20 protein-coding genes and 1 pseudogene are annotated in these 22,563 nt (G+C 43.2%); 11 read left to right on the top strand and 10 right to left on the bottom strand.

Annotation, left to right across the window (positions count from 1 at the left end; translation table 11 throughout):
• Positions 1-967 (top strand): V-containing nitrogenase subunit delta (gene vnfG, locus V7K49_RS00250; protein ID WP_335204051.1); only part of this gene is annotated, 967 nt, incomplete at its 5' end.
• Between the two features lie 137 nt (positions 968-1,104).
• Here vnfG and V7K49_RS00245 read toward each other — a convergent pair.
• Positions 1,105-1,239: a hypothetical protein gene (locus tag V7K49_RS00245; RefSeq protein ID WP_335204050.1), complete on the bottom strand. Its 135-nt coding sequence runs from the start codon at positions 1,237-1,239 to the stop codon at positions 1,105-1,107.
• Between the two features lie 232 nt (positions 1,240-1,471).
• Between V7K49_RS00245 and vnfK the strand changes: the two genes are divergently transcribed.
• From vnfK to V7K49_RS34450, 6 genes and pseudogenes are all read left to right on the top strand, one after another.
• Complete coding sequence (gene vnfK, locus V7K49_RS00240) at positions 1,472-2,857, top strand: V-containing nitrogenase subunit beta (protein WP_334866873.1); 1,386 nt, start codon at positions 1,472-1,474, stop codon at positions 2,855-2,857.
• Positions 2,858-3,091: 234 nt separating this feature from the next.
• Complete coding sequence (locus tag V7K49_RS00235) at positions 3,092-4,624, top strand: nitrogenase component 1 (RefSeq protein ID WP_334866871.1); 1,533 nt, start codon at positions 3,092-3,094, stop codon at positions 4,622-4,624.
• Positions 4,625-5,359: 735 nt separating this feature from the next.
• Positions 5,360-6,703 carry a nitrogenase component 1 gene (locus V7K49_RS00230; protein WP_335204049.1) on the top strand — a complete coding sequence of 448 codons (1,344 nt, stop codon included), beginning with the start codon at positions 5,360-5,362 and terminating at the stop codon, positions 6,701-6,703.
• 413 nt (positions 6,704-7,116) lie between these two features.
• Positions 7,117-7,522: pseudogene (locus V7K49_RS00225) on the top strand (transposase); the annotation flags it as partial.
• Between the two features lie 303 nt (positions 7,523-7,825).
• Positions 7,826-7,975, top strand: a complete 150-nt coding sequence (locus V7K49_RS34455) for a hypothetical protein (RefSeq protein WP_442948621.1) — start codon at positions 7,826-7,828, stop codon at positions 7,973-7,975.
• A gap of 23 nt (positions 7,976-7,998) precedes the next feature.
• Positions 7,999-8,142 carry a hypothetical protein gene (locus V7K49_RS34450; protein WP_442948620.1) on the top strand — a complete coding sequence of 48 codons (144 nt, stop codon included), beginning with the start codon at positions 7,999-8,001 and terminating at the stop codon, positions 8,140-8,142.
• Positions 8,143-8,953: 811 nt separating this feature from the next.
• Here the strand turns inward: V7K49_RS34450 and V7K49_RS00215 are convergent.
• Positions 8,954-9,274 (bottom strand): hypothetical protein, encoded by a 321-nt coding sequence (locus V7K49_RS00215; RefSeq protein WP_335204047.1) that lies wholly within the window; start codon positions 9,272-9,274, stop codon positions 8,954-8,956.
• An 89-nt stretch (positions 9,275-9,363) separates the two neighbouring features.
• Here V7K49_RS00215 and V7K49_RS00210 point away from each other — a divergent pair, with 89 nt between their 5' ends.
• The 4 genes from V7K49_RS00210 to V7K49_RS00195 all read left to right on the top strand — a co-directional run bounded on the left by V7K49_RS00210 (position 9,364) and on the right by V7K49_RS00195 (position 14,100).
• Positions 9,364-9,573: a hypothetical protein gene (locus V7K49_RS00210; RefSeq protein WP_334869300.1), complete on the top strand. Its 210-nt coding sequence runs from the start codon at positions 9,364-9,366 to the stop codon at positions 9,571-9,573.
• A 64-nt stretch (positions 9,574-9,637) separates the two neighbouring features.
• Positions 9,638-11,302 (top strand): FAD-dependent oxidoreductase, encoded by a 1,665-nt coding sequence (locus tag V7K49_RS00205; protein ID WP_335204046.1) that lies wholly within the window; start codon positions 9,638-9,640, stop codon positions 11,300-11,302.
• Positions 11,303-11,333: 31 nt separating this feature from the next.
• Positions 11,334-12,731, top strand: coding sequence for an ATP-binding protein (locus V7K49_RS00200; protein WP_334869296.1), 1,398 nt, complete (start codon positions 11,334-11,336; stop codon positions 12,729-12,731).
• Between the two features lie 112 nt (positions 12,732-12,843).
• Positions 12,844-14,100 (top strand): FAD-dependent monooxygenase, encoded by a 1,257-nt coding sequence (locus tag V7K49_RS00195; protein WP_335204045.1) that lies wholly within the window; start codon positions 12,844-12,846, stop codon positions 14,098-14,100.
• 59 nt (positions 14,101-14,159) lie between these two features.
• On the opposite strand, the gene V7K49_RS00190 is transcribed toward V7K49_RS00195, so the two are convergent.
• From V7K49_RS00190 to V7K49_RS00155, 8 genes are all read right to left on the bottom strand, one after another.
• Positions 14,160-14,444, bottom strand: a complete 285-nt coding sequence (locus tag V7K49_RS00190) for a hypothetical protein (protein ID WP_334869292.1) — start codon at positions 14,442-14,444, stop codon at positions 14,160-14,162.
• A 6-nt stretch (positions 14,445-14,450) separates the two neighbouring features.
• A complete protein-coding gene (locus V7K49_RS00185) occupies positions 14,451-14,843 on the bottom strand; it encodes a hypothetical protein (RefSeq protein ID WP_335204044.1) in 393 nt (130 codons plus the stop codon).
• A gap of 205 nt (positions 14,844-15,048) precedes the next feature.
• A complete protein-coding gene (locus V7K49_RS00180) occupies positions 15,049-16,092 on the bottom strand; it encodes an NAD(P)/FAD-dependent oxidoreductase (protein ID WP_334868369.1) in 1,044 nt (347 codons plus the stop codon).
• Positions 16,064-17,959 carry a hypothetical protein gene (locus V7K49_RS00175; protein ID WP_335204043.1) on the bottom strand — a complete coding sequence of 632 codons (1,896 nt, stop codon included), beginning with the start codon at positions 17,957-17,959 and terminating at the stop codon, positions 16,064-16,066. Before V7K49_RS00175 ends, V7K49_RS00180 begins: the two co-directional genes overlap by 29 nt.
• A 450-nt stretch (positions 17,960-18,409) precedes the next feature.
• Positions 18,410-19,900, bottom strand: coding sequence for a glutamine synthetase family protein (locus tag V7K49_RS00170; protein ID WP_335204042.1), 1,491 nt, complete (start codon positions 19,898-19,900; stop codon positions 18,410-18,412).
• A gap of 9 nt (positions 19,901-19,909) precedes the next feature.
• Positions 19,910-21,247 (bottom strand): aromatic ring-hydroxylating oxygenase subunit alpha, encoded by a 1,338-nt coding sequence (locus tag V7K49_RS00165; protein WP_335204041.1) that lies wholly within the window; start codon positions 21,245-21,247, stop codon positions 19,910-19,912.
• A 98-nt stretch (positions 21,248-21,345) separates the two neighbouring features.
• Complete coding sequence (locus V7K49_RS00160; protein ID WP_334868361.1) at positions 21,346-21,519, bottom strand: hypothetical protein; 174 nt, start codon at positions 21,517-21,519, stop codon at positions 21,346-21,348.
• A complete protein-coding gene (locus V7K49_RS00155; RefSeq protein ID WP_334868359.1) occupies positions 21,494-22,090 on the bottom strand; it encodes an aromatic-ring-hydroxylating dioxygenase subunit beta in 597 nt (198 codons plus the stop codon). The genes V7K49_RS00160 and V7K49_RS00155 overlap by 26 nt, the downstream gene beginning before the upstream one ends.
• Between the last annotated feature and the right edge of the window lie 473 nt (positions 22,091-22,563).

Genomic DNA, 22,563 nt, shown 5'->3' with positions numbered 1-22,563 from the left:
CTTTGAAGGTGCTGTGAACATGGCACGTGATATGTACAATGCCATCTATTCGCCTTTGATGAAGTTGGCTCAAATTGATATCCGTGGTGAGCAAAATCCGGTAAGTACCAATGGTAATGGTAACGGTAAAGCTGCCAAAGACCTATCTGAGGAAGTCGTTTCTTTAATTCAACAGCAAGTTAAGGAAGTCACCTCAGAGGTCAAACAGCAAGTTAAAGAAGTCACTTCAGAGGTCAAACAGCTAGTTAAGGAAGCTGCGCCACAGGTTCAAAAGCAAGCTAAGGAAGCTGCGCCACAGGTTCAAAAGCAAGCTAAGGAAACTGCGCTACAGGTTCAACCACAAGCTAAGGAAACTGCGCCACAGGTTCAACCACAAGCTAAGGAAACTGCGCCACAGGTTCAACCACAAGCTAAGGAAACTGCGCCACAGGTTCAACCGCAAGCTAAAGAAGCTGCGCCACAGGTTCAACTGCAAGCTAAGGAAGTTGCACCACAGGTTCAACCACAAGCTAAGGAAGTTGCACCACAGGTTCAACCACAAGTTAAGGAAGTTGCACCACAGGTTCAACCACAAGCTAAGGAAGTTGCACCACAGGTTCAACAGCAAGCTAACGAAATCGCGTTATACATTCAACAGCGAGCTGCGGAAGTCACAAAATTAATTCAAGAACGGTGTTTGTGGCAGTTTCACTCGCGTGCATGGGATCGGCAAGAAAACATCAATGGTGTTCTCAATATGGCCGCCCAAATCTTGACTGGAGAAAAGGTGGTTCTAGAAACCTTGATCGACAGAGGTTTTTATGCAGATGCGAAGATCCTTTCGGCTGACCTAGAAATCAGGTTTTCATGGTTAAGTAAGATGGAGAACTCACAAAAGAAAGCAGTACTGGAGTCTGTTAAGGCAATGCTGGTCGATATTGTAATAACCAAGTCGAAGAATGGTGAATTGCATTATTCGCTTTATTAAAGCAATTAGATCGGTAGTTCAACCCTCCGGGTGACGCTCCTGCGTCGCTAACGCTGACGCTAACAGCAGTTCCTCAAGACCAGACTGCCTCACCAAACGAACAGTGTTGCTGAATTAAAGTAGGAAATAGAGTTTTGTCATTCTGTTCGCGTTGGCGTAGCTTCTGGTAAAGAAGCCTTGATGTAGGGTTGGATCGCTTTTCGCTTCTCCCCTTGGGGAGAAGCGATCGCCTTCATCAATTCGTCAAGAGTAGCAAAGTATTTGCGTAGCATCTTGTTTAGTTTTCAAGGCTTTTCAGAAATTCAATTCTATCCTTCTGATGTAGTCGATGCTACGCATCGCTTACTTCGACCTAGAGGTACGAAAACACCTTCATGCAGACACTCTACTCCCTTATATATGCCCTGACGCACCTACTACAGAACAGGATGACAATTCATTCTTTCTTTCAACAACATCAAACAAATACAATCACAAGTTTCTCACTATCTAGGAGTCAATAGGATGTCTTTAGTCGTAAAACAAAAAGAACGCAAGGGAATAATCAATCCTATATTTACCTGTCAGCCTGCTGGGGCTGAGTATGCTGCAATCGGAATAAAAGATTGTATTCCCCTGGTGCATGGAGGACAGGGGTGTAGTATGTTCGTTCGTCTGCTGTTTGCCCAGCATTTGAAGGAAAATTTTGACATTGCTTCTTCTTCACTCCATGAAAATAGCGCTGTCCTTGGAGGACAGCCACGGATTGAGGAAGCCGTACACACTTTAGTAGCACGATATCCCGATTTACGGATTATTCCAATTATTACGACTTGTTCAACTGAGACGATTGGGGACGATATCGAAGGAACCATTAACAAGCTCAACGGCCAGTTAAAGACAGACTATCCCGATCGCAAGATTGTCCTTGTTCCTGTGCATACCCCCAGTTACAAAGGTAGCCAGGTCAGTGGCTATAATGTCGGCATACATGCAATCATTTCTACCCTGGCAAAAAAAGGCGAACCAACTGGCAAGTTGAACCTCATTACTGGGTGGCTTAACCCTGGAGATGTCACGGAAATCAAGCGCATCTTAAAAGATATGGATGTTCCAGCAAACATCTTAGTGGATACAGAATCCTTCGATGCGCCCACCATGCCCGATAAGACAAGTTTTGCCTTTGGGAATTCAACCATTGAAGAAATTGCTGATTCTGCTAATGCGTTGGGAACTATTGCCTTATGCAAATATGAAGGAGGCAGCTCGGCTGAATTCTTACAAGAGAAGTTTAAGGTTCCTGCAATTATTGGCCCAACCCCGATTGGCATCAAAAACACTGACGTCTGGCTGCAAAATATCCAGAAACTGACTGGCAAACCAATACCAGAATCTTTAGTCAGAGAACGTGGAAAGGCTATCGATGCGATCGCCGACCTAGCCCACATGTTCTTCGCCAACAAGAAGGTAGCTATTTACGGAGATCCCGATCTGGTAATTGGCCTAGCAGAGTTCTGCTTGGAATGTGAGTTAGAGCCAGTGCTGATGTTGTTGGGAGACGACAACAGAGCCTGCACCAAAGACCCAAGAATTGCCCAGTTGGAGAAGCAAGCAGCCTGTGATATCGAAGTCATCTGGAATGCAGACCTCTGGGAATTGGAGCGCCGCATTAAAGATAAATCCCTCCAAATCGACTTGATTCTAGGTCATTCCAAAGGTCGATATATTTCTATCGATCACAAAATTCCAATGGTTCGGATTGGCTTCCCCAGCTTTGACCGGGCAGGTATGTGGAAATACCCGATTATTGGCTATAAAGGAGCAGAATGGTTAGCAGACACCATTGCTAACACCATGTTTGCAGATATGGAGAACAAGCACGATCGTGAGTGGATCTTAAACGTTTGGTAGAAAGCTGATGTATATGGGGGATGGCATCTATCCACAGTGATATTTCTGTCATCCACCCCCAACTGATTAGATGGTATTTCCATCAGAATTTTTACGATACTTAGCAATCCTACTGTTAATTGTAAACCAGGCAGCACCCGTTTAACTGATTAGTATCAGAGGGCGGCTTAGTAGCCTGGTTTACAAATCACAGGGTACTGAAGACAGAAGCTATAGAAAGACTGGAGAGTGATCATGACTGCAACAAGTATAGATAAGAATGTTGTATTTTACGGAAATTTAAGCGAACTGTATCGCTTGGCAAAAGAGGGTAAAATTAAGACCACTTTACAAGGTAGTCATACCCGCCCCTGTAAATTTTGGACTGCAACGAAGATTTTAAGTGGCATTAAAAATGCGATCGTCATTTCTCATGGACCAAGTGGCTGTGCCTATGGTGTAAAGCGGGCATACAAGCTGACCAATAGCCGTAATAGTGGTTCACCTTATGAACCCGTGGTGACTACGAACATGAGTGAGAAGGCGGTAATTTTTGGTGGAGAAAAAGAATTAGCAGGCGCGATTCGAGAAGTAAATGAAAAATACCATCCAGATGCGATCGTTGTTGCCACTAGTTGTGCGTCTGGTATTATTGGGGACTGTGTTGATGACGTAGTGAATAAGGCGCGTGGCGAAATCCAGTCTGAGATCATGACGATACATTGTGAAGGATTTGCCGGGGAGTATCGCAGTGGATTTGATATCGTATTTCGGCAAATCGTAGACTTTATGGAGCCGCCAACTCCAGAGCGGAAGGCACAACTAGCCGATGCTGTCAATATTGTGGGCGCAAAGATGGGCCCTGAAAGAACAGAAGTCGAAACTGATGTTAAGGAACTGGTGCGATTGATAGAAGGAATAGGGGCACGAGTTCACAGTGTCATCGCTGGTGACTGTACTTTAGAAGAACTCAAGCAAGCACCGAGTGCGGCAGTCAACTGTACTTTATGTTTGGATCTTGGCTATACCATCGGCAAAGCCATGTCAGACAAATTCGGTACTCCACTAAACTCTACTATCCTTCCCTATGGAATCACCGCTACAGAAAAATGGCTCGAAGGGGCGGCAAAATATTTAGGCATGGAAGAACAAGCGGCTGCCCTAATGGAAAAGGAATATGCCGCAATCAAGACTGAATTTGAAGCAGCTAAGGGTTATATAGAAGGGAAGTTAGCGATTATCGAAGGACATGATGCTATCAAGTGCTTATCCCTTGCTCACATGTTGGATCGTGATTTTGGGATGCGTGTAGTAATCTATAACTTCCATCCCTGGAGTACAGAAGCACGAGAAACCAGTGTAGACTACCTGTTGGAAACAGGGTTAGACCCGGAAATCCTGATTACGAAAGGGACACTGGCCTTTGGCAAGTACGAGTCCATGAAACAAACGGAAGATGAATTACTGGATTTCATTGGTGGTCTTGATGCAGAATCGGTAGTTTATTTTGGTTCTTCCTTGAGTTTCCCCCATATTCCCGTAGTCGATTTAAATGCTATCTTAAATCGTCCCAGATTCGGCTATCGCGGAGCTTTAAAAGTAGCAAAGTGTATTAAAACAGCACTGCAATATGGCTTTAGACCTCGGAGTGCTTTAACCAAGCAAATGGTGTTCCCTAAAGATTCCGGGTTGGCATCTGCTCAATCACTGACTGGAAAACTAGCCCAAGACCTACCTGACTGTACCGTATATGCAGAGAAGAGACGGGGCAAATGTTGCAACGAGTAATAAATGAAATGTGACTTTGCTAAATAAAAGTATAGATTTGTCTCATGCAGAGGCGCAGAATAATTGTAGCAACTGTCTTAAAAGTCAAGCGATCGTTAACGAAAAAAGTGGGGATATAGCAGTCCTAGATCATTTGTAAAAATAAATTAACCGCAGAGAGAGGAATCGGAGATTTTCACGACTCATTTAGGATTGCTATAGAAGCATTGAAGCAACTGGGAACCGCTGCGTACTGATTCGATGATGTCTTGTGCGGGCAAGCTTAAGCCAAAAATGTCAAGACGGAAAGGGAGCAATGCGATTTTGTGAGGTACTTAAAATTTGGGTGCTAAAATCACCTATTTAGAAGTGCGTAGGCGCAGCCCGCCGCAGGCATCGCAGCTAAATAACTGTTGTTATTGAGAATCTACCTCTGGAACTGAGAATTGAAGTCCGATCTAACTTTGGAGCATTGCTCCCAGACGGAAACCGCTACAGGCTGTGCTAAACACGGAAACACTGAGGCAAAAGTCGCTACAAGGAAGACAGAAACAGTTATCAGTTACCACTTTTTCTAAGATACAAGGTTGGGTAGAACGTAGACGTCAGAGGCGGCTGACCGCAGGGTAGTGAAACCCAACAAAATCTCAGAAATATTGGGTTTCGTTCCTCAAACCAACCTAGTAAAGTATTTCAAGTTGGTGTAATGAGTGAAATTTTTCCGATAGTCAAGCTTTAAAGAAACAGGAGGAATAAATGTCTGCTGAAACAACTTTTGACAATTGTAACCATAGTAAAGACCCAGTAGTTGGCTGTGCGCTTGAAGGGATTGCAACTACAGTTGCTGGTATTAAAGATGTCAGTATTGTGATTCAGTCTCCACAGGGTTGCGCGTCCACTGTTGCAGCTGGGTATGATGCTCATGAGGTTGATTTCACCAAACGGAAAGTAGCTTGTACTCGTCTTTTTGAGTCAGACATTGTAATGGGAGCGTCTGAGAAACTCAAAGGTATGATTAAAGACGCGGATAAATCTTTTGATGCTAAAGTGATGTTTGTCGTTGGAACTTGCGCGGCAGACATTATTGGTGAAGATATTGCGGGATTATGCAACCAGCTTCAGCCAGATATCAAAGCCAAACTCGTTCCTTTAATGGCTGGTGGGTTTCGGGGCAATGCTTATGATGGCTTGGAGATGGGTTTGGAGGCTTTACTTCCTTTTGTAAAAAAAAGGCAGACTAAGAGAAGGGGTAGAAAGCCAAAGATTGTAAATATTATCGCACCACAGGCAAATCTGAATCCTACTTGGTGGGCTGATTTGCATTGGGTAACGCAGACGTTAAAGTCTTTAAGAATTAAAGTGCAGACGGTATTTTCTCATAATACCTCTTTTGAAGAATTAGAGCAAGCTGGTGAAGCAACAGCCAATATTGTTCTCAGTCATGATGTTGGGTATAAGTTTGCTCGGAAAATGCAACAGACCCATGACATCCCTTTGATCCTTGATGATATACCTTTACCAATAGGTGTAAACAACACTACCCGGTGGTTGAAGGCATTGGCTGCACATTTCAAGATAGATGAAAAAGTGGAGCCAATCATCAAACAAGGCGAAGAAATGGTCGTAGATATACTTCGCAAACGAGCATTGATGATTATTCCCCGATATCGTAACTGTAGAATTGCCGTATCTGCGGATGGGACGCTTGGCATTGGACTGGTCAGAATGCTCTTTGAAGAATTGGAGATGATTCCGGAAGTCTTATTATTTCGCTCGGCGATACCTGATTCTCGTTCAATTTTGGAGCGAGAACTGCACAGCCTCGGTCTTACTTCCCGCGTAATATTTTCGGCAGATGGCTATCAGGTAAAACAGACCTTAGAAGAGTTTGATGTTGATGCTGTAATTGGCTCGGCATGGGAAAAATACATGGCAGAGGAATTGGGAATCAAAATTGCTTTTGATGTATTTAGCCCCACTAACAGAGAAACTTATGTTGACAAGCCATATTTTGGCTATGAAGGTATGATCAATATCATGGAAGTGATTGCTAACGATTGGGATAGAGCTTTTCGTTCCAAAGAGATTAATTGGACATAGAGAAACAAATATACCTCAATATGCTTGGGTTAAGCCTTTCTCTGTTTCTGCTCTTACTGTCTTCCCCAACAGATAAAGGTTAAAAATGTAGGACTTACGCATTGACAAAAAGTTGATTCATGCGGCTAAGTGCCTACTTCCTATTAAGGGGCTGTACTATAGCGGTTCCCATTCAGATAAGGTACAACATTATATCGCCAGGTGTAGGGGCACGGCAGTGCCCATGCGTATGAACTTAAGCGCAAACCCTTTTGAAACCTCGTTTCCAGCCAGAGGCTGGAAATGCTCTTTCATTGCGGCCCTGCCGCTAGTCTTGAGGCGGAGCCTCCCGTTAGTGTGACTTAAACAAAATAAAAGTTAAAAATAGAGTATAATGCTTTACCAGCATAGTTTTCAGGTCGAAGTAACACCCGATGAAAGAGACAACCCCCGCAGCCATGCCCCCGTGTTTTGAAAAATGGTGTAGTCGGTTTGATGATCTGTTTACTCATAAAGCTCAAAAAAGAGAGTTTAGACACTATGTAGGGGGATTATTGGGTGAAAGTGAGAGAAAAAATCTATTCCAAATGGCAGAGAACGCCGTAGGGGTGACTTACCACCGATTACACCACTTCTTAACTGAGGCATCTTGGTCTAGTTACCAGGTGAACGAGCGTCGTTTACAGATGATGAACAAGTGTAGTCAAACGAGAATTAGTAGAGGATTTAGCCTGATAATTGATGATTTAGGGCAAGTGAAAAAGCGGTAATTTTACGGACGGAGTAGGAAGACAGTATATTGAAGAAATTGGCAAAACAGAGAATGGAATAGTAGTGGTACAATACCTTCGCCAATTTACGAGGATGAGTTGATAGTGCTTGAACTATTAACTCCCTTTTCTTTGAGGCTTGACAAAAACAATAAGTTATAAAAATTGCTTTAAGGTTGACCACAAGGTTTTTTTTAACGTATTGACCACAGCATAAGGGTTTGAGATGAAAAACTACCTTTTAAGCGAAACGCTTATATATGGGTAATTTTGCCAGTTTTGCCAAAATTTTTCTAGGCTCTTATTTTGGCAAAGGTATTGTCTATTACATCGGTTTTCTCTTTTCATCCTCTTATTTTGGCAAAGGTATTGAGTGGTAACAACACATTTATCTGATGGCAGAAAAAGCATACCATTAGATATAGAGTTATATCAGCACGCCAGTTCTCTACCCCAAGGGAAACAAGACTCAGAATTTGAGAAAAAACCTGAACTAGCACTCAAATTAATAGACAAAACATAGAAAGAAAATATCAACCAGGGATAGTGATTGTAGATGCAGGATATGGTAACAATACATCCTTTTTATTAGAAATAGAGAAACGGCAATTAAAATATTCAGGAGGATTAGCTAAAAACCGAAAATTAACTGTGACTCTAAATGAGAATATCCAACAAGCAACAAGGTAGTGCAATTCGTTGATTAGTGAATCACGGCATCCAATCCGTAAATAACTAATCCAGCCCGTCAGCAGATTACTGACATTTAAGGCTGAACTCTCGGTCAGATGCAAGTGCAAGTCTTGCCATTCAGACTCAGAATTGACTCCTTATCTGCCCACACCGAGTAAGCTCGATTCTTACAGAGTGAAGCTGGGATCAAGGCGCAATCAGACAGCCGTTGCGGGTTGACAGTGGCGCTAACAGGGAGTTCCTACGGTGAAATAGGGTCTAGAAAAACAACTTATTGTTAAGCAGGGCGTAACACAAAATCCCTGACTTCACTGGAGAATTAATTCCCGCCGTTCTTAACCTTAAAAACGGTAAGAGTCCAGGGAATCCAGTAGTTGAATTGACCACGCCTAACGGAACAATCAATCTCTCCGAGGGAACGAATAAAAACGATTTGTGAGTCTTGGGGCAGTCGAACCCCAGGTAGGCTAGACGAGAAGCGGAATTCTCGCAAGTCGGGTAGGACAGACCGTAATTGGTCTGAGGTGTTCAGAATACACTAACTAGAGAAGAGAAGAAGAGAGCTTATCTATGATCTTCTGTTGTTCTGCAATGATATTCAGCAACCACTCCACCAATGGTGTGCGCTCTGAAGAAGAAATATCTTTGTAATCGGGAGGGTTGCTTATATCAATGTTAAACCAGATTTTTGCTCTCAAAGCAACCCCACTTCATTCGGCATTCATCCCGTCGCCTTCCTGAAATACCTTTATTAGCTTTACCAGTGCTTATTGAGAAGTTACATGTATTTAGTTTATCGAGACAGGAGTCAGCAGTCAGGAGTCAGAATGAATTCTGACCGAAAAAGCGGTGTTTCGCGGCAAAAAACCTTTTCTATCAGAGGCTTGTCTTGGATTGCAGATGTTACAGACGGCGATCGCCCCTGATCGTGGCTTTCAGCCAATTGCCGACTTGATAGTAAGCAGAGGTAATTTCCCAGTACTTCAAGAGAAGAAATGCCTTGCTCCCTTATCCAATCCAATTTCAGATTAACGTGAATGACCAAAATAGCTTTATGATTTTCTACAAAAGCATATTTGAAATTATTTTGGTAATATACCAAAATAATTTCAAGCTCATTCTGGAACATGGTGAATTACTTAAAAGTGATTCGGGCAATCCGGGTATTGAACGTGAGGGTTCTTCCAGGGTCAAAAAAAGTGCAGGGAGATGAAAAGTATGGCTCAACAACCATTTCATGACCAACTGAGTTTAGAGGAACAAGCTGAGAAACTTGGAAAGCAAGCAGTAAGTTTGGGTCTGATTCCAAGCTTTGTGGTGCATTACTTTCCAGATACTTGGGTATTTTATATACCTAATGAAAATCAATCAGAAGCGCTGACACCAGAAGAGGCATACCTTCGTTTAAAGCAACTGGTTAAACAGTAGATATTTTAACGACAGATTTTTGAAGATAACAGCTTGGTACTGTAATCGTTAAGTAACAGTAGTTATGGCGAAACCTGCAATTTTAACCGTCGATGATGATCCAGAAGTGTTGCAAGCCGTGTCACGAGACTTGCGGCATCAGTATGGCGATCGCTTCCGCATTGTGCGGGCAAATTCTGGTATCACCGCTCTGGACACGGTGCAGCAACTCAAATTACGGAATGAAGTAGTTGCTCTATTTTTGGTGGATCAAAGAATGCCCCAAATGGGAGGTGTGGAGTTCCTTGAACAGGCAAAAGGCATCTTTCCTGATGCGAAACGTGCTTTGCTGACGGCGTATGCAGATACGGATGCTGCTATTAAGTCAATTAATAGTGCCAGACTTGATTATTACTTACTCAAGCCCTGGAATCCACCAGAAGAACGGCTATATCCGGTTTTGGATGATTTGCTAGATGACTGGCTAGCTGGATTCCGCCCACCCTTTGAAGGGATTCGCGTGATTGGTAATCGTTGGTCGCCTTTTTCCCATCAGGTAAAAGACTTTTTGGCGCGTAACCAGATTCCCTATAAATGGTTAGATATTGAACTAGAACCAGATGCAGTAAAATTAGTAGAATACGCAGAAGCTGATGGCAGACAGCAATTGCCCTTGGTGCTGTTTCCCGATGGTTCCCGATTAATTCAACCATCTAATTTAGAGATTGCCGCTAAAATTGGACTACAAACCCAGGCAGAACGCCCCTTTTATGACTTGGCGATCGTGGGTGGTGGCCCTGCCGGACTAGCAGCCGCCGTCTATGGCGCTTCTGAAGGATTGAGTACTGTCTTAATTGAGCGTGAAGCACCGGGCGGACAAGCAGGCACGAGTTCACGCATTGAGAACTATCTGGGGTTTCCTGTTGGCTTGAGTGGCAGTGATTTGGCAAGACGGGGAGTCACTCAGGCGCGACGATTTGGGGTAGAGATTCTCACTCCTCAAGTCGTAACTGGGGTTAGGCTGCAAGATCCTTATCGGGTTTTGCACTTAGCGGATGGCAGCGAGATTAGTTGCCATGCACTTTTAGTTGCAACCGGCGTTTCCTACCGTTGGCTAAATGTCCCAGGAGCCGAGAAGCTGACAGGGGCAGGAATTTATTATGGTGCTGCAATGACTGAGGCGATCGCCTGTAGCAATGAGGAGGTTTATCTGATCGGCGGGGCAAACTCTGCTGGACAGGCAGCTATGCACTTTTCTAAATATGCCAGCAAAGTGATCATATTGGTGCGGGGTGAGTCGCTCTCATCAAGTATGTCCCAATATTTGATTGACCAAATTGCGGCTACTGCAAATATCAAAGTATGCACAGGTTGCAGCGTTATGGAAGTGAAGGGAGATGAACATCTAGAAGAAATTGTGATTGCCCATGCCAAGACTGGACAAACTGAAACTGTGCCAGCGCGATCGCTTTTTATCTTCATCGGTGCTAGCCCTAAAACTGATTGGCTCGATGGTGTTATTCGACGCGATGCTCAGGGGTTTATCATCACAGGCCCCGACTTGATGCATAATGGCAAATCTCCTTCAGGTTGGCGTTTGGAACGCTCACCTTTTTTGCTAGAAGCCAGCGTTCCTGGCATCTTTGCAGCCGGAGATGTGCGATCCGGGTCAATTAAGCGGGTAGCATCCGGTGTGGGTGAAGGTTCGATCGCCATTCAATTCGTTCATCGCTACCTGAGCAATGTTTAGTTGGAGCGGGAAAAACTAAGGAGGTTAATTAATGTTGTGTATTGAAGAATTGATCAACCTAGACCCGTTTCAACAGCTTCCTAAAGAGCAATTGGAGTGGGTTTGCGATCGCACTCAAACGGTTGAACTCCATGCTGGAGAAGTGTTAGCACATGAGGGAGATCCTACACACGGCTTATTTATCCTAATCAAAGGGAAAATTAATCTCACCCGCCGCAGTCAAGGAGTTGAAATTCCCATCGGGCAACATGAAGCCCCATCCTTTTTTGGTGAAATTCCAGTCCTCACAGATGAACCTGTGCCTGTGACAATGCGGGCATTGACAAATTGCAGCCTTTATCAACTAAAAGGAGAAGACTTTTGCAAACTGCTGCATGAATATCGTGATTTTGAACGGATGATTTTCCGGATTATGCAACGTCGTGTCCGGGGGCTAGAGTCTTTCATTCGTGGGCGGGAAAAAATGGCAGCTTTAGGGACACTTGCCGCAGGTCTAGCTCACGAACTCAACAACCCAGCCGCAGCCCTCGTTCGGACTTTAGGGGAAATGCCAGGCGCCATCCTAGAATTACAACGAATGAACTTAGTTTATGGGCAACGCAATGTTGAGGAAGCGCATACTCAACACTGGTTGAGAGTACGCGATCAGGGCTATGATGCGATTTTGAATAATCGCCTAGATCCGGTGACATTAAGCGATCGCGAAACCGTGTTGCTGGAATGGTTAGAAGATTATGGTGTGAACCAGGCATGGAAATTAGCAGAACCTTTAGCAGAAGGCGGAATTGAGGTAGAAACCTTGGATCATCTCATGGAACGTTGGCGCAATGACGACACTGAATTGCGAGAAATGGGATTGCACTGGTTATCGCTGTCGTTTGAAGTCATGTCAATGATTAAACATGGTTTGCGAGGAGCCGAGAGAATTTCCGAACTTGTGCAAGCGATGAAGTCTTATACTTACCTAGATCAAGGTGTTCAGCAAGAAGTGAATGTGCATCAAGGTTTAGAAGATACATTGCGATTGTTTGCTCATCAACTAAAATGCGGCATCCAAGTACAACGTAATTACGATCAACATCTTCCTAAAATCCTTGCTTATGGCAGCGAACTGAATCAGGTATGGACGAACTTAATTGACAACGCCATAGATGCAATGGATGGTAAGGGACTGCTGAAAATTACAACACACCATTGCGATCGCTTTGCCCATATTGACATCATCGATTCTGGTAGTGGAATTCCACCTGAAATTAAAACCCGCATTTTTGAACCTTTCTTCACTACCAAATCAGTGGGGCGTGGTTCAGGACTCGGTTTGGAAACCGTTCGCCGGATTGTAGAAAATCGCCATCACGGTACACTCTCATTTGAGTCGCAGCCAGGTAGAACTTGTTTCACTATTTGCTTACCCAAGTCAAATAAATGAATCATTCTTGACTCTACAAATTTTTGTGTTTCATGTCAGCCCACAATCTAAAAATTGAAAATAAAAGTACAAATTTATACTATAATAGCTAAACATTAAATATGAATAAATTATGACTAAAGATGGCAAGTTATTTGGAGTAAATGATCCAAATCTTCGGGAAATAAACCTGTCAAAAATGAAAGTAATTGTAATTGGTGGTGGGATTGGGGGCTTAACTTTAGCCCGTGCCTATTTAGATGCGGGAATTGAAGTTGAGCTATATGAGAAACGCCAGTTGAATGAAATGCTCTCCGGTGCAGGAGGGATATTTATTCAAAGAAATGCTATGCGTGTTTACAAACTCTTATGGTCAGGGAAAATTTATGAACGTTTTTACAAACAAGGAGGCAAAATTTGCCAAGGAGGGTTTTTTAATAAAAAAGGAAAACCATTGTACATAAACTCCCCGCAATTTGTAGGTGAAGAAGACTTGGGAATATGTCTTTCTTGCCCAGAATTACAACAGATTCTATATGAAGCCTTGCCTGAAGGAGTAGTCAGGACTGGTATGACATTTGAGAAATTTGAGGAGATAAGAGATCGTGTGCAAGTTTATTTTCAAGATGGTAGTACGACAACTGGGGACATATTAGTAGGCGCTGATGGTCTTTACTCAAAAGTACGAGCCAGTCTCAATGGTCAAGAACGATTAGAGGAAGCAGAGTACAGTGGTATGTGTTGCTGGAGAGGATTTTTCCAAGGCTCAAGTATTCCATTGGATAAAAAATATAGTTGGATAGAATTTTGGGGTCAGGGTAATCGCTTTGGGTATTTTGATATTGGAGGCGGGCAATTCTCCTTTTATGCTTTTAACAACAGTGTTAAAGGTGGGAATGATGACTCAGTTGGAGGTTCTTTGAATGCACTGAAGTTAATCTTTTCAGATTATACTGAACCTGTACCTTCCATCCTCAAGGTTTTAGAAAACGAAAGCATTTATCGAGATGATATTTTTGATCGCCAACCAATAGCTAGTTCTTGGGGAAGTGGTCGAGTTACCTTAATCGGAGATGCAGCACATCCTGTCCAACCAAATCTTGGACAAGGAGGTTGTATGGCAATAGAAGATGCTTTTGAACTTGTGAAGTTGCTTACAAATCTTGCTAACGGCAACCTAGTAGTGTCACTGTTGCGTCAATTTGAGCAAAGTCGTAGCAAACGAGTTACTCGTGTATTTACTACTTCTCGCCAGGTTGGTCAACTTGGACAAACTACCTCTGCAATGGGATGTATCCTCCGCGACTGGATTTACAAGCTTACTCCCACCTGGTTAGCTGACTTGCAATTTAGATGGTTGTTTGATTACCAACCTGATTGGGAAGAATAGCTCCCTTGAGTAATTCAAGCAGGCAGAGAAATAACTAACATCATGTACTGGCGACAGTTTCAAGGCAACTTTTGTTTGGACCACTTCCATACCCCAGCCTTTGATGCCTTTGCTATCTTCTGAGCTTCTTCAAGAGCCAGATGATTCGGGCATTTTACTTGTGATCTATCCGGTTTAACCAAGCCACTTTTGAGTAATTCTTCTTGAAAGCTGATTTCAGTTGTGAGAATTGGGTGTTGACTCAGGGAAGTAGCAAGGGCAATTCTCTCAATACTTTGTCCGAAAGCGATCGCTTTTGGGTCTGTTAATTGATTAACTGGTGATGGCAGAAAATTAGTCAACATTGGTATTTACTCCAAACTAATTTTCCATAACCCGTCTAGCGGATTGGACTGTTGCAATTGACCATTACTGCTGTCAGACCAATCATTGCCATATACCAACCCAACACTGAATATATTATTTACAGGATATTGCCCTAGTTTTCCAAAACCTTCAATATTGTTTGAGTCAGTGATTACCTGCTGGTTCAACTTTATGGTTGTTTGGTTCCCGTCAGCAAAATAAATTGTTGCTCGTTTCTTGTGAAAGCTTACCTGAACTTTGTAGACACCACCTGTTGCATAATAGTAAGCCTTAGCAGGCAGCTTTTTACCATCAATATTTTGCCCTTTAAACTCAACGGCCATAGCAGGCGTGCTTAGTCCCAATAGGACTAGCAGGAGTAAGCCTAAAACTTTCATTGGTAGTAACAAACACTTTCAATCAAACTACTTTCTACTTTAAAACATAAAACTAATTTTTGGGTTAACTAGCGATTGTTTAGCTTGAATTGAGAACTCTAAAAAAAGATAAGAGTGATTTTAATAGTATAAATGGTTTTTAAACATCACTACAACCATTTAAATAGCATATTTTTCTTGCTGCTTTAGAATCTGTGCTATTCGATTAAATCCAAAAGGGAGGATTAGGCAGGCTAGCATAAAGCTTAGTTAGATTTTTCACATCGTGTTGAAACCAGTTATGAATCCATAAACAGTACTGCTCAATAGCTTGTAGCTCAGTTAGATTACCTACGAATTCCGACGTTATCGAATGGCTAACCCAAATCCCAGACATAATTGCTTTGAGAACACCATGACTTGATGTCGGATCAAGTATCATTGCTGCATCCCCAACGATAAAGTAACCGCTTCCAGCCAATTGTGAAACAATTCGCCAACTGACATCAGATGCCCGCATTCGTTGGGAAATTTTCAATCCAAGGAATTCATTGGGCAGCCAGTCTTTTGGGATTTTCTGTGTTCCAAATGATAAACGCGTCCATTGATAAAGTTGCGCTCGCACTTTCGCAGTCCACGTCCAACCGCAGGAATCAGCAACGATCGCTGGAGCAATATCTCTGGCGGAACATTCCCCTGTTACATAACCATAATAGGCAATCAGACGCGGAGAGTGATATTGGATTTCTAACCCTAATTGTTGAGCAAGCCAATGATTACCTCCGGCAGCATCAATGATTTTAGCTGCCCGAAAAGTTCCAAGGGATGTCTCAACACCAATTACTCTGCACCCATCCATTAGTAAGTGGGAAGCATGGCAAGGTTGTACAACTTTAACACCGATGGCTCTGGCTTGATTAAGCAAAATCGCATCAAAATCGGCTCTCCAAGCTTGAAATCCCAGCCATGCTCCCGAATCATCTTCGCCAAAACGGACAAACTCCCTCGCGCCTGACCACTGCACCCAATTTCCAGTGTGACGAAAAAAGCCAGCTTCTAATACTGGCTCAAGTACTCCTAACTGCTTAAGTAGTGGTTCTACACCAGGGTGTAATGTTTCACCAGGGTGTGTACGAGGAAATGGCTTTGACTCAATCAGGACAACTTTTAAGCCGAGTTGGGCGCACCTAATAGCGGTAGCACAACCAGCTGGGCCACCTCCAACTACAAGCACATCAAAATTAGACACGTCTTCTAGACCAACTTCCATTACCGCGTTTCAACAAAATATTGACTGGTGTAACAAACAGAGTCACAGTTTCTTCGATTTCAACCAAGTGTTTTCGAGAATCTGCTGGGTCTAAAAGTGAATTTCCATGACGATAAATCTCAAACCGATAAATATTTCCACCAAGTCTAGTGAGTGTTTGAGTTTGTGCCTGTTGTAATTCGGAATTGGTCGGTTGGACTAGTTGGAACGAAAATACGCTCCATTGTCCCCTAGCTTCAGGTGTGATCCTTAAAACTTGATAAACATTCGCCATTGCCAACACTCTGGCTTCGTATTCACGCACATCAACCTTAGCTGTCAAGGAGAGCGAAAATTTCTTCTGCAAAGAACTCTCTACATAATCTGCATGGGCAAAATCTGAATATTCTATCAACTCTTTGCCATTTTTGGTGACGCGTCGAGGTCCTGGAATTCCATCCCACGGTAAATTGCCAACTTGACCAATTTCTGCATCTGTTAACGGGCTAACAGTAGGCCAAACGGGATTTGGCTGAAACGTCCGGGCTGCATCAGGAGCGACTGCGGGCCAAAATGTACTAAGTGCAGCACAAAGTTTGGAGTCCTCTGGAAAAGGACTACCTAAGCCGTAGCTTGCTAGGTGTTCCACTTCGTTGGTGCGATCAAAACTCACATCCCAACCAGGAGCAAACACGCCTGCCGCCGCATCTGTTAGATATGCTTGTCGGATTGTTGGGGAACTATTCAACGGCATTTGTCGCGCCGAACCCTGACGGGGTAACGAGACAATTGCAGTTACAGTTTTATCTTCTGGTCGAAAATCAACATCCTCTAATTGCAGGTTGGGAGCAAAGCGATTGTCAGATAAAGTTTCTGGGGGAACTCGCCAGAGATTCTGTCTAAGTCTGCTAGGTACTGACTGCTCTGTCCATTCTAATAGCTCTCGCTGGTCGCAGCGGGGGAAAAAATCTGGGGCGGTTACTAAAGAATAGGCAGGTATGTTGCGAGGAATTGCCACCGCCAATTCTGGACATATTGCTTCAATCCACCCATCGCCTGTAAAGTCAAGGTAATGTTGAGCATCGTAATTACCTGCTTTCACAACCGCTTCTACATCTTTCTGGTCGTTGAGATTTTCTTGTTGACCATTGGGCAATATTTTATGGCGGACATGAACATATTCTGGAGCGTGTCTTGCTCCTGTCGTTTCATCAGCAGGTATTGCTAGGCTAGAAGATAAGGTTGCAGTATTCGGTGGAACTTTAAAGGTAAGCAGCTTTCCTTGATAAGTAGCTGCTTCAATCAGATTTGGGTGAACAACTGGAGCTAAAAGCCCTGTGCCAAAGTCAGACGCTGTTGTGAATTCAGCAATCCCTTCCGTAAAAATAAATGGCGGGTTACTAATGTCTGGTTCATCCCATCCTGTGTTTTGTAACACTAAATGAATCCGCCGTAGTTTTTGATTGACATGATGAGCATTTAAAGCCACTTCTAAGTCAAAGCCACGAATGCATTCTGTGCCGTTGAATAACTTGTGAACGGGAACCCAGAATAGTTTAGTCTCATCTCCATCTTGAAAACGCAACGGCCCAAAGGTATCTCGATTTCCGCTGCGTTGAACTGCAATATAGGCAGCATAACGTGCTGGTAAGACGCGAAAAGTTTCTTTTAAATCTCCTTCAACAGCAGGTAGAAATCCCCGTAATTTGTCATTATATAGCGCTTGAGCGGTTCCAACTCGCGCTACACCTGTGCGCGAAAAACAGATATCAACGTGCTGGCGGTGAACAGTTTCCGATGCCGGACGATACTCAAAGGCAAACACAGCGATCGCTAATGCTTGTCTTTGAGCTATAACTTGCAAATCTTGCAAAAAAGGAGGCTGCACGCCATAAACATAATTTTCAATGATTTCGAGTTCTGCTAGCGTCGGATATGCGCTTAGATTGGCGCTCCGTCCACCCCTCTAATGTTTGGACTTTAGACAAAAGAGCTTGTTTGCGTAAATTAAAGCGATCGCCACTCAACAGTTATGGTGCAATCGTCCCAATGTCCCCATCTACGTTTGGTTTACTCCCCGCCCTCCCTTTGGTTTCGGCGTAACCAAAGGGAGGGCGCATTAAGGAAAAGATTCTTCAGAAGAATGAGATGACGGCGTTTTGAATTCGCGTTGACTACGAGGCGGGTAAGCGCGGGGCAGAGAAAGACTAGTACAGCATGGCGTAAATAAGCAGACCATTGAAAAGCCCTAAAGAGCTTATTCCATAATACTTTTGACTTTTGACTTTTGACTTTTGACTTTCGCCTTGCGGTACTAGTCCTTTAAACCAAACTCAACTCAAAATAATTCAAAATATTCTCTTTGCTCCCAGTTAGTCACCTGCTTTAAATACTCTTCTGGTGGCTGATCAGCGACGGACTGCAAAAAGCGATTAATTTCACTCTGTTTCATCTTAATAATGAAGTTTATGAACTGCTGCCCCATTTTTTGAGAAAAAAGTTCGCTTTGGCTCAAATATGAAATCGCCTCTGGCAAACTTTTGGGTAAGGTTGGATTTTCTGTCGTGTAAGGTTCCTCTGTTGGAGAGCCAGGGTCAAGTTTATGATCTACACCATCTAACCCAGAAATCAGTTGTGATGCCATGTAGAGATAGGGATTGGCTGCTGGTTCTCCAACTCGGTTTTCAATGTGGGTAGTGGGGTCATCAAAACCGCCTTGTAATCTAATCATTGCCCCTCGGTTTTCCAGCCCCCACCCTGCACGGTCAGGGGCTAGGGAATAAGGTCTAAATCTTTTGTAGCCGTTAATTGTCGGGGTTGTGAACACAGAAGCAGCATTGGCGTGTTTGAGAAGACCACCAACGAAGTGTTTACCTAAATCTGACGTGAGGGTTTCGGAGTTTGCAGACATGAAAGCGTTCTCGCCTGTTGTTTGATCTACAAGGGATTGGTGCAAATGCCAGCCATTGGAAGAACAACCTTGCAGTCCTGGACGACACATAAATGATGCGATATAACCTTGTTGACGGCAGATTTGCTTGGTGGCCATTCGGAATATCATCATTGTATCCGCAGCTTGCAATGCCGGAATCGGGTCAAAGGTAAATTCAAATTGACCAGCACCCCCTTCGTTTTCTACACTCCTTAAAGGCAATCCCATTTCAACTAAGTTTTCTGCCAAAACGCGTAGCAAATCGTGAATCTCTGGATTATGGGATTCTAAAAGGTATTGGTAGCTATGCTCTACAGCGCTAACTTTAGCAGGTTCACCGGGTTTTCCAGCATAACCAACATTAGCGATCGCTAACATTGGATCTTCCAACTTTGCCAGATACCACTCAACTTCTAAGCCGACAATATGCTCCAACCCTCTTTGATGTAACTCTACTAATGATTGGCTCAAAATACCGCGACTGGAAAAGGGCATTAGCTGACCATTCTGAAAGTACTCATTACAGAGAATAAAGCCAGTCCGTTTTGCCCAAGGCACAATTTTGAATGTACGAGGGTCAGGAACAGCCACAAGATTTGGCGCACCTGTCATCAGAGGCATGTCTAAGCTACCGCCGGGAATGAAAGGGTTAAATACTATTGCACCACCAGTATCAAACAGGAATGTCCCTGTGCTGATTTGCATACCATTTTCCAGGGCGCTTAAAAAGGCTTGGGGTAAGAGCGATTTACTGCGAACAATGCCATGCTGGTCTGACCAAGCGGTACGAATCAACAATAGATCCTGTTCTTTAATAACAGCCTTAATCTTTTCAAATGCTTCTTTTTGGATTTCTGTCCACAGGTGATGACGCTCAATAAACCCAGGTCTTTTCATTTGGATTGCCTAATCATGTTCAACTGCTTGGGCGGTTAGTTTGAAATCAGCCTTCATTAGGCGTTTCCATTCTTGGTAATAACCGCGAATTGCTAACTCATCTGTTACAGGCCCGGTGATTACACCATCTTCATCTATATGATGGCGATCGCTGATGCCAAACCCGCGATTCATCGCCACCCACTCGATTTCTGGAATACTTAGCCCCCGATGACATTCGGCAAAATTGATCATATCGTCAGGAACCCCAAAACTGGGGAAATCTTCTTGAGTTCTCATCCGCAGAACATTAACCTCATCTGGGACTCCAGATATCGTGGTGGCATATATTGTCAGTTGAGTGCGATCGATAGTTAGCGGTTCAATCACTTCGATTTGATTCCCAACAACTAGCAGATTAGGAAAAATAGTTAAATTCATCTGCGAACCAATGGATAAATCTAACCAATAAGGAGCCTGATCACCCCACTTTTCTCGAAGCTTTGCTTCATAAGCTTCCCGTCCTGGCTGGGGTCGTTGTTGTTGCCAGAAAGCGCCAGGTCGTTTTTCGTAACTGGGACGCTGATCAATGAACATATGCCCATGACCGAGGTACTGCACATACATCGGTCCTTCATCAGGATTATGGGCAAAATATTGCATGTCTTTTTCGGGTTCTAAACGATTTGCCACAGCTAGTAAAGAACGATGTGAAAACGCTACATGATAACCATCAGCGGCATTATCGTAGGTAAACTTCCAGTTACCTTGATAAATCATTTTATGTGCGCTACTTTGCACGGTGATTTGAGCATTAGGAAAACGGTCAATCCACTGATCCAATAAATCTTTGGCTCGTCCGAGATAAGCGATTAAGTCTGGTGCTTCACAATTCAAAGTCCCAAAGATAAAACCACGATAGCTTTCTACCAAAGGAACTTGTCCCAGGTTAAATTCTGGGCGATGGAAGTCAGCAGCGTAACCTTTTGCCCAAGGAACTCCTGTGAGTTTGCCCGTATTGCTATAAGTCCAGCCATGATAAGGACAGGTAAAAGTTTTCGCACAACCACGAGTTTCACGGCAAACTGTCGCGCCTCTATGGGTACAGCGGTTGAACAAGGCGCGAATTTTATCTTGGCGATCGCGTAAGATAATAATTGGACGATGCCCTAGATTAGATGTTTTAAAATCGTTGGGGTTGGGTATTTCGCTTTCATGAGCAAGGTAAACCCAGGTTCCCCCGAAAATCCGAATCATTTCCTCTTGGAAAATTCTCGCATCCGTATAAACACAACGGTGGACTCGTTCTGGTTGAATTAGATAATCCCAATCATAGCCTTGCTTGACTTCGCCGTTTCCATGCAGCATGGTTAGCTTTTCTCAAAATAAATTTGACAAATAACTTGATGTAATATTGCTAACTTTAAGCTAATCTCTGTCTCAATTATCCATTTTTTTGTTCCTCATTATTTTAAAACTTGATCAATAGCCGCCAAAAGCCGATCTCTCCTCACCATAGCCGTCACTTCCACGCCCCACTGGGATTTATTGAGTGCAGTCTCCCCTAAAACTCTTGCAGCTGACAGTGGAATGCCATTTTTAGGACAAGTTTCATCAAAGCAAGAAACTAAGGTTTTCATGACCTTGATCCGCATCAATTAAATTCACCTGCTTGAGAGCTATTTTCCATTTGCCTTGCTGCTGGTGCAACCTGTGTCCATACCAGCCAGCAAAGGTTTGTGTCCGCCCTTGGCGAAATTCATGGATGAGAAAGTTGGAACGAATTTTGACCTCTTCTTCCTTTGCACACGAAAATATTTCAATGTTACTAATTATTCGGCTAGTACGCGATCGCGGTGTTTGAGCATAAGCAAAACCACACTGCAACCAAAATACCTTATCTTCCAAGCGTCTGTGGTCATCGAAAGCGATGGATACTTCTTTTCTCGGGTCTCCACCACCTGGAGTGCTGGGAATCCAATAAAGGCATTTGCTAGTAAATAACCCCAACCAATCATTAAATTTTCCATCATCCAGTAACCGTGCTTCCAGAAACAGCAACGCTTTGCACTCTAACTCAATTGACTGATTAACTGGTTTTCCTCCATTCTCCCACTCTGGAAGTCTTTTAATTAATTCACTATAAAATATTTCATCCACGTCATAGGAATATCGTGAACTTTTGGTGTTTTCTTCTTTACTAACTGACACAATTTACTTCTTTTAATACCAAAATATTATCTTACATGAGTTTAGACTAACTAATGACAAAAGCATCGCATAAAAGGATTGTGGCACTAAACAGAAAGACTGTCATGTCCCTTGCGAGTCTTATAGAGTCAATTAAAATACTCATTTGAGGGAGTGTTAAAAGATTTACTATCTAAGTTACAACTTAATTAGCAACAACGCACTCAACGACCACTACCAGATAGTAGAAAAGTCAAGCACTTGGTAGCTTTGAGCGAATTTGGATAGCTGATGGGTCAACATTAGAAGTATTATTTCGTAAGCTAAAAGGTATGCATAACAAGTACCAAATCACTGAAGAGCGGAATGAAGGAAAACTTTCACGTTCCGTTTTGAAGACTAATACCAATTTAAGATGAAGCTGCATAGAATAGGGTTTCAAGAATGAAATTATAAGATGACAATGAGCAGATTCGCTCTGGGGTTATTTTTTC

The organism is Nostoc sp., assembly GCF_036919675.1.
Lineage (GTDB): Bacteria > Cyanobacteriota > Cyanobacteriia > Cyanobacteriales > Nostocaceae > Nostoc.
This window is presented reverse-complemented; position numbering and strand designations above follow the sequence as displayed.

Excerpts from the sequence above, each read along its gene's own strand:
- V7K49_RS00195 (WP_335204045.1), top strand. The coding sequence starts at position 12,844 with ATGACTAAAGATGGCAAGTTATTTGGAGTAAATGATCCAAATCTTCGG.
- V7K49_RS00170 (WP_335204042.1), bottom strand. The coding sequence starts at position 19,900 with ATGAAAAGACCTGGGTTTATTGAGCGTCATCACCTGTGGACAGAAATC.
- V7K49_RS00165 (WP_335204041.1), bottom strand. The coding sequence starts at position 21,247 with ATGCTGCATGGAAACGGCGAAGTCAAGCAAGGCTATGATTGGGATTAT.
- V7K49_RS00200 (WP_334869296.1), top strand. The coding sequence starts at position 11,334 with ATGTTGTGTATTGAAGAATTGATCAACCTAGACCCGTTTCAACAGCTT.
- V7K49_RS00205 (WP_335204046.1), top strand. The coding sequence starts at position 9,638 with ATGGCGAAACCTGCAATTTTAACCGTCGATGATGATCCAGAAGTGTTG.
- V7K49_RS00215 (WP_335204047.1), bottom strand. The coding sequence starts at position 9,274 with ATGTTCCAGAATGAGCTTGAAATTATTTTGGTATATTACCAAAATAAT.
- V7K49_RS00210 (WP_334869300.1), top strand. The coding sequence starts at position 9,364 with ATGGCTCAACAACCATTTCATGACCAACTGAGTTTAGAGGAACAAGCT.
- V7K49_RS00235 (WP_334866871.1), top strand. The coding sequence starts at position 3,092 with ATGACTGCAACAAGTATAGATAAGAATGTTGTATTTTACGGAAATTTA.
- V7K49_RS00180 (WP_334868369.1), bottom strand. The coding sequence starts at position 16,092 with ATGGAAGTTGGTCTAGAAGACGTGTCTAATTTTGATGTGCTTGTAGTT.
- V7K49_RS00230 (WP_335204049.1), top strand. The coding sequence starts at position 5,360 with ATGTCTGCTGAAACAACTTTTGACAATTGTAACCATAGTAAAGACCCA.
- vnfK (WP_334866873.1), top strand. The coding sequence starts at position 1,472 with ATGTCTTTAGTCGTAAAACAAAAAGAACGCAAGGGAATAATCAATCCT.
- V7K49_RS00185 (WP_335204044.1), bottom strand. The coding sequence starts at position 14,843 with ATGAAAGTTTTAGGCTTACTCCTGCTAGTCCTATTGGGACTAAGCACG.
- V7K49_RS00190 (WP_334869292.1), bottom strand. The coding sequence starts at position 14,444 with ATGTTGACTAATTTTCTGCCATCACCAGTTAATCAATTAACAGACCCA.
- V7K49_RS00245 (WP_335204050.1), bottom strand. The coding sequence starts at position 1,239 with ATGCTACGCAAATACTTTGCTACTCTTGACGAATTGATGAAGGCGATC.
- V7K49_RS00160 (WP_334868361.1), bottom strand. The coding sequence starts at position 21,519 with ATGAAAACCTTAGTTTCTTGCTTTGATGAAACTTGTCCTAAAAATGGC.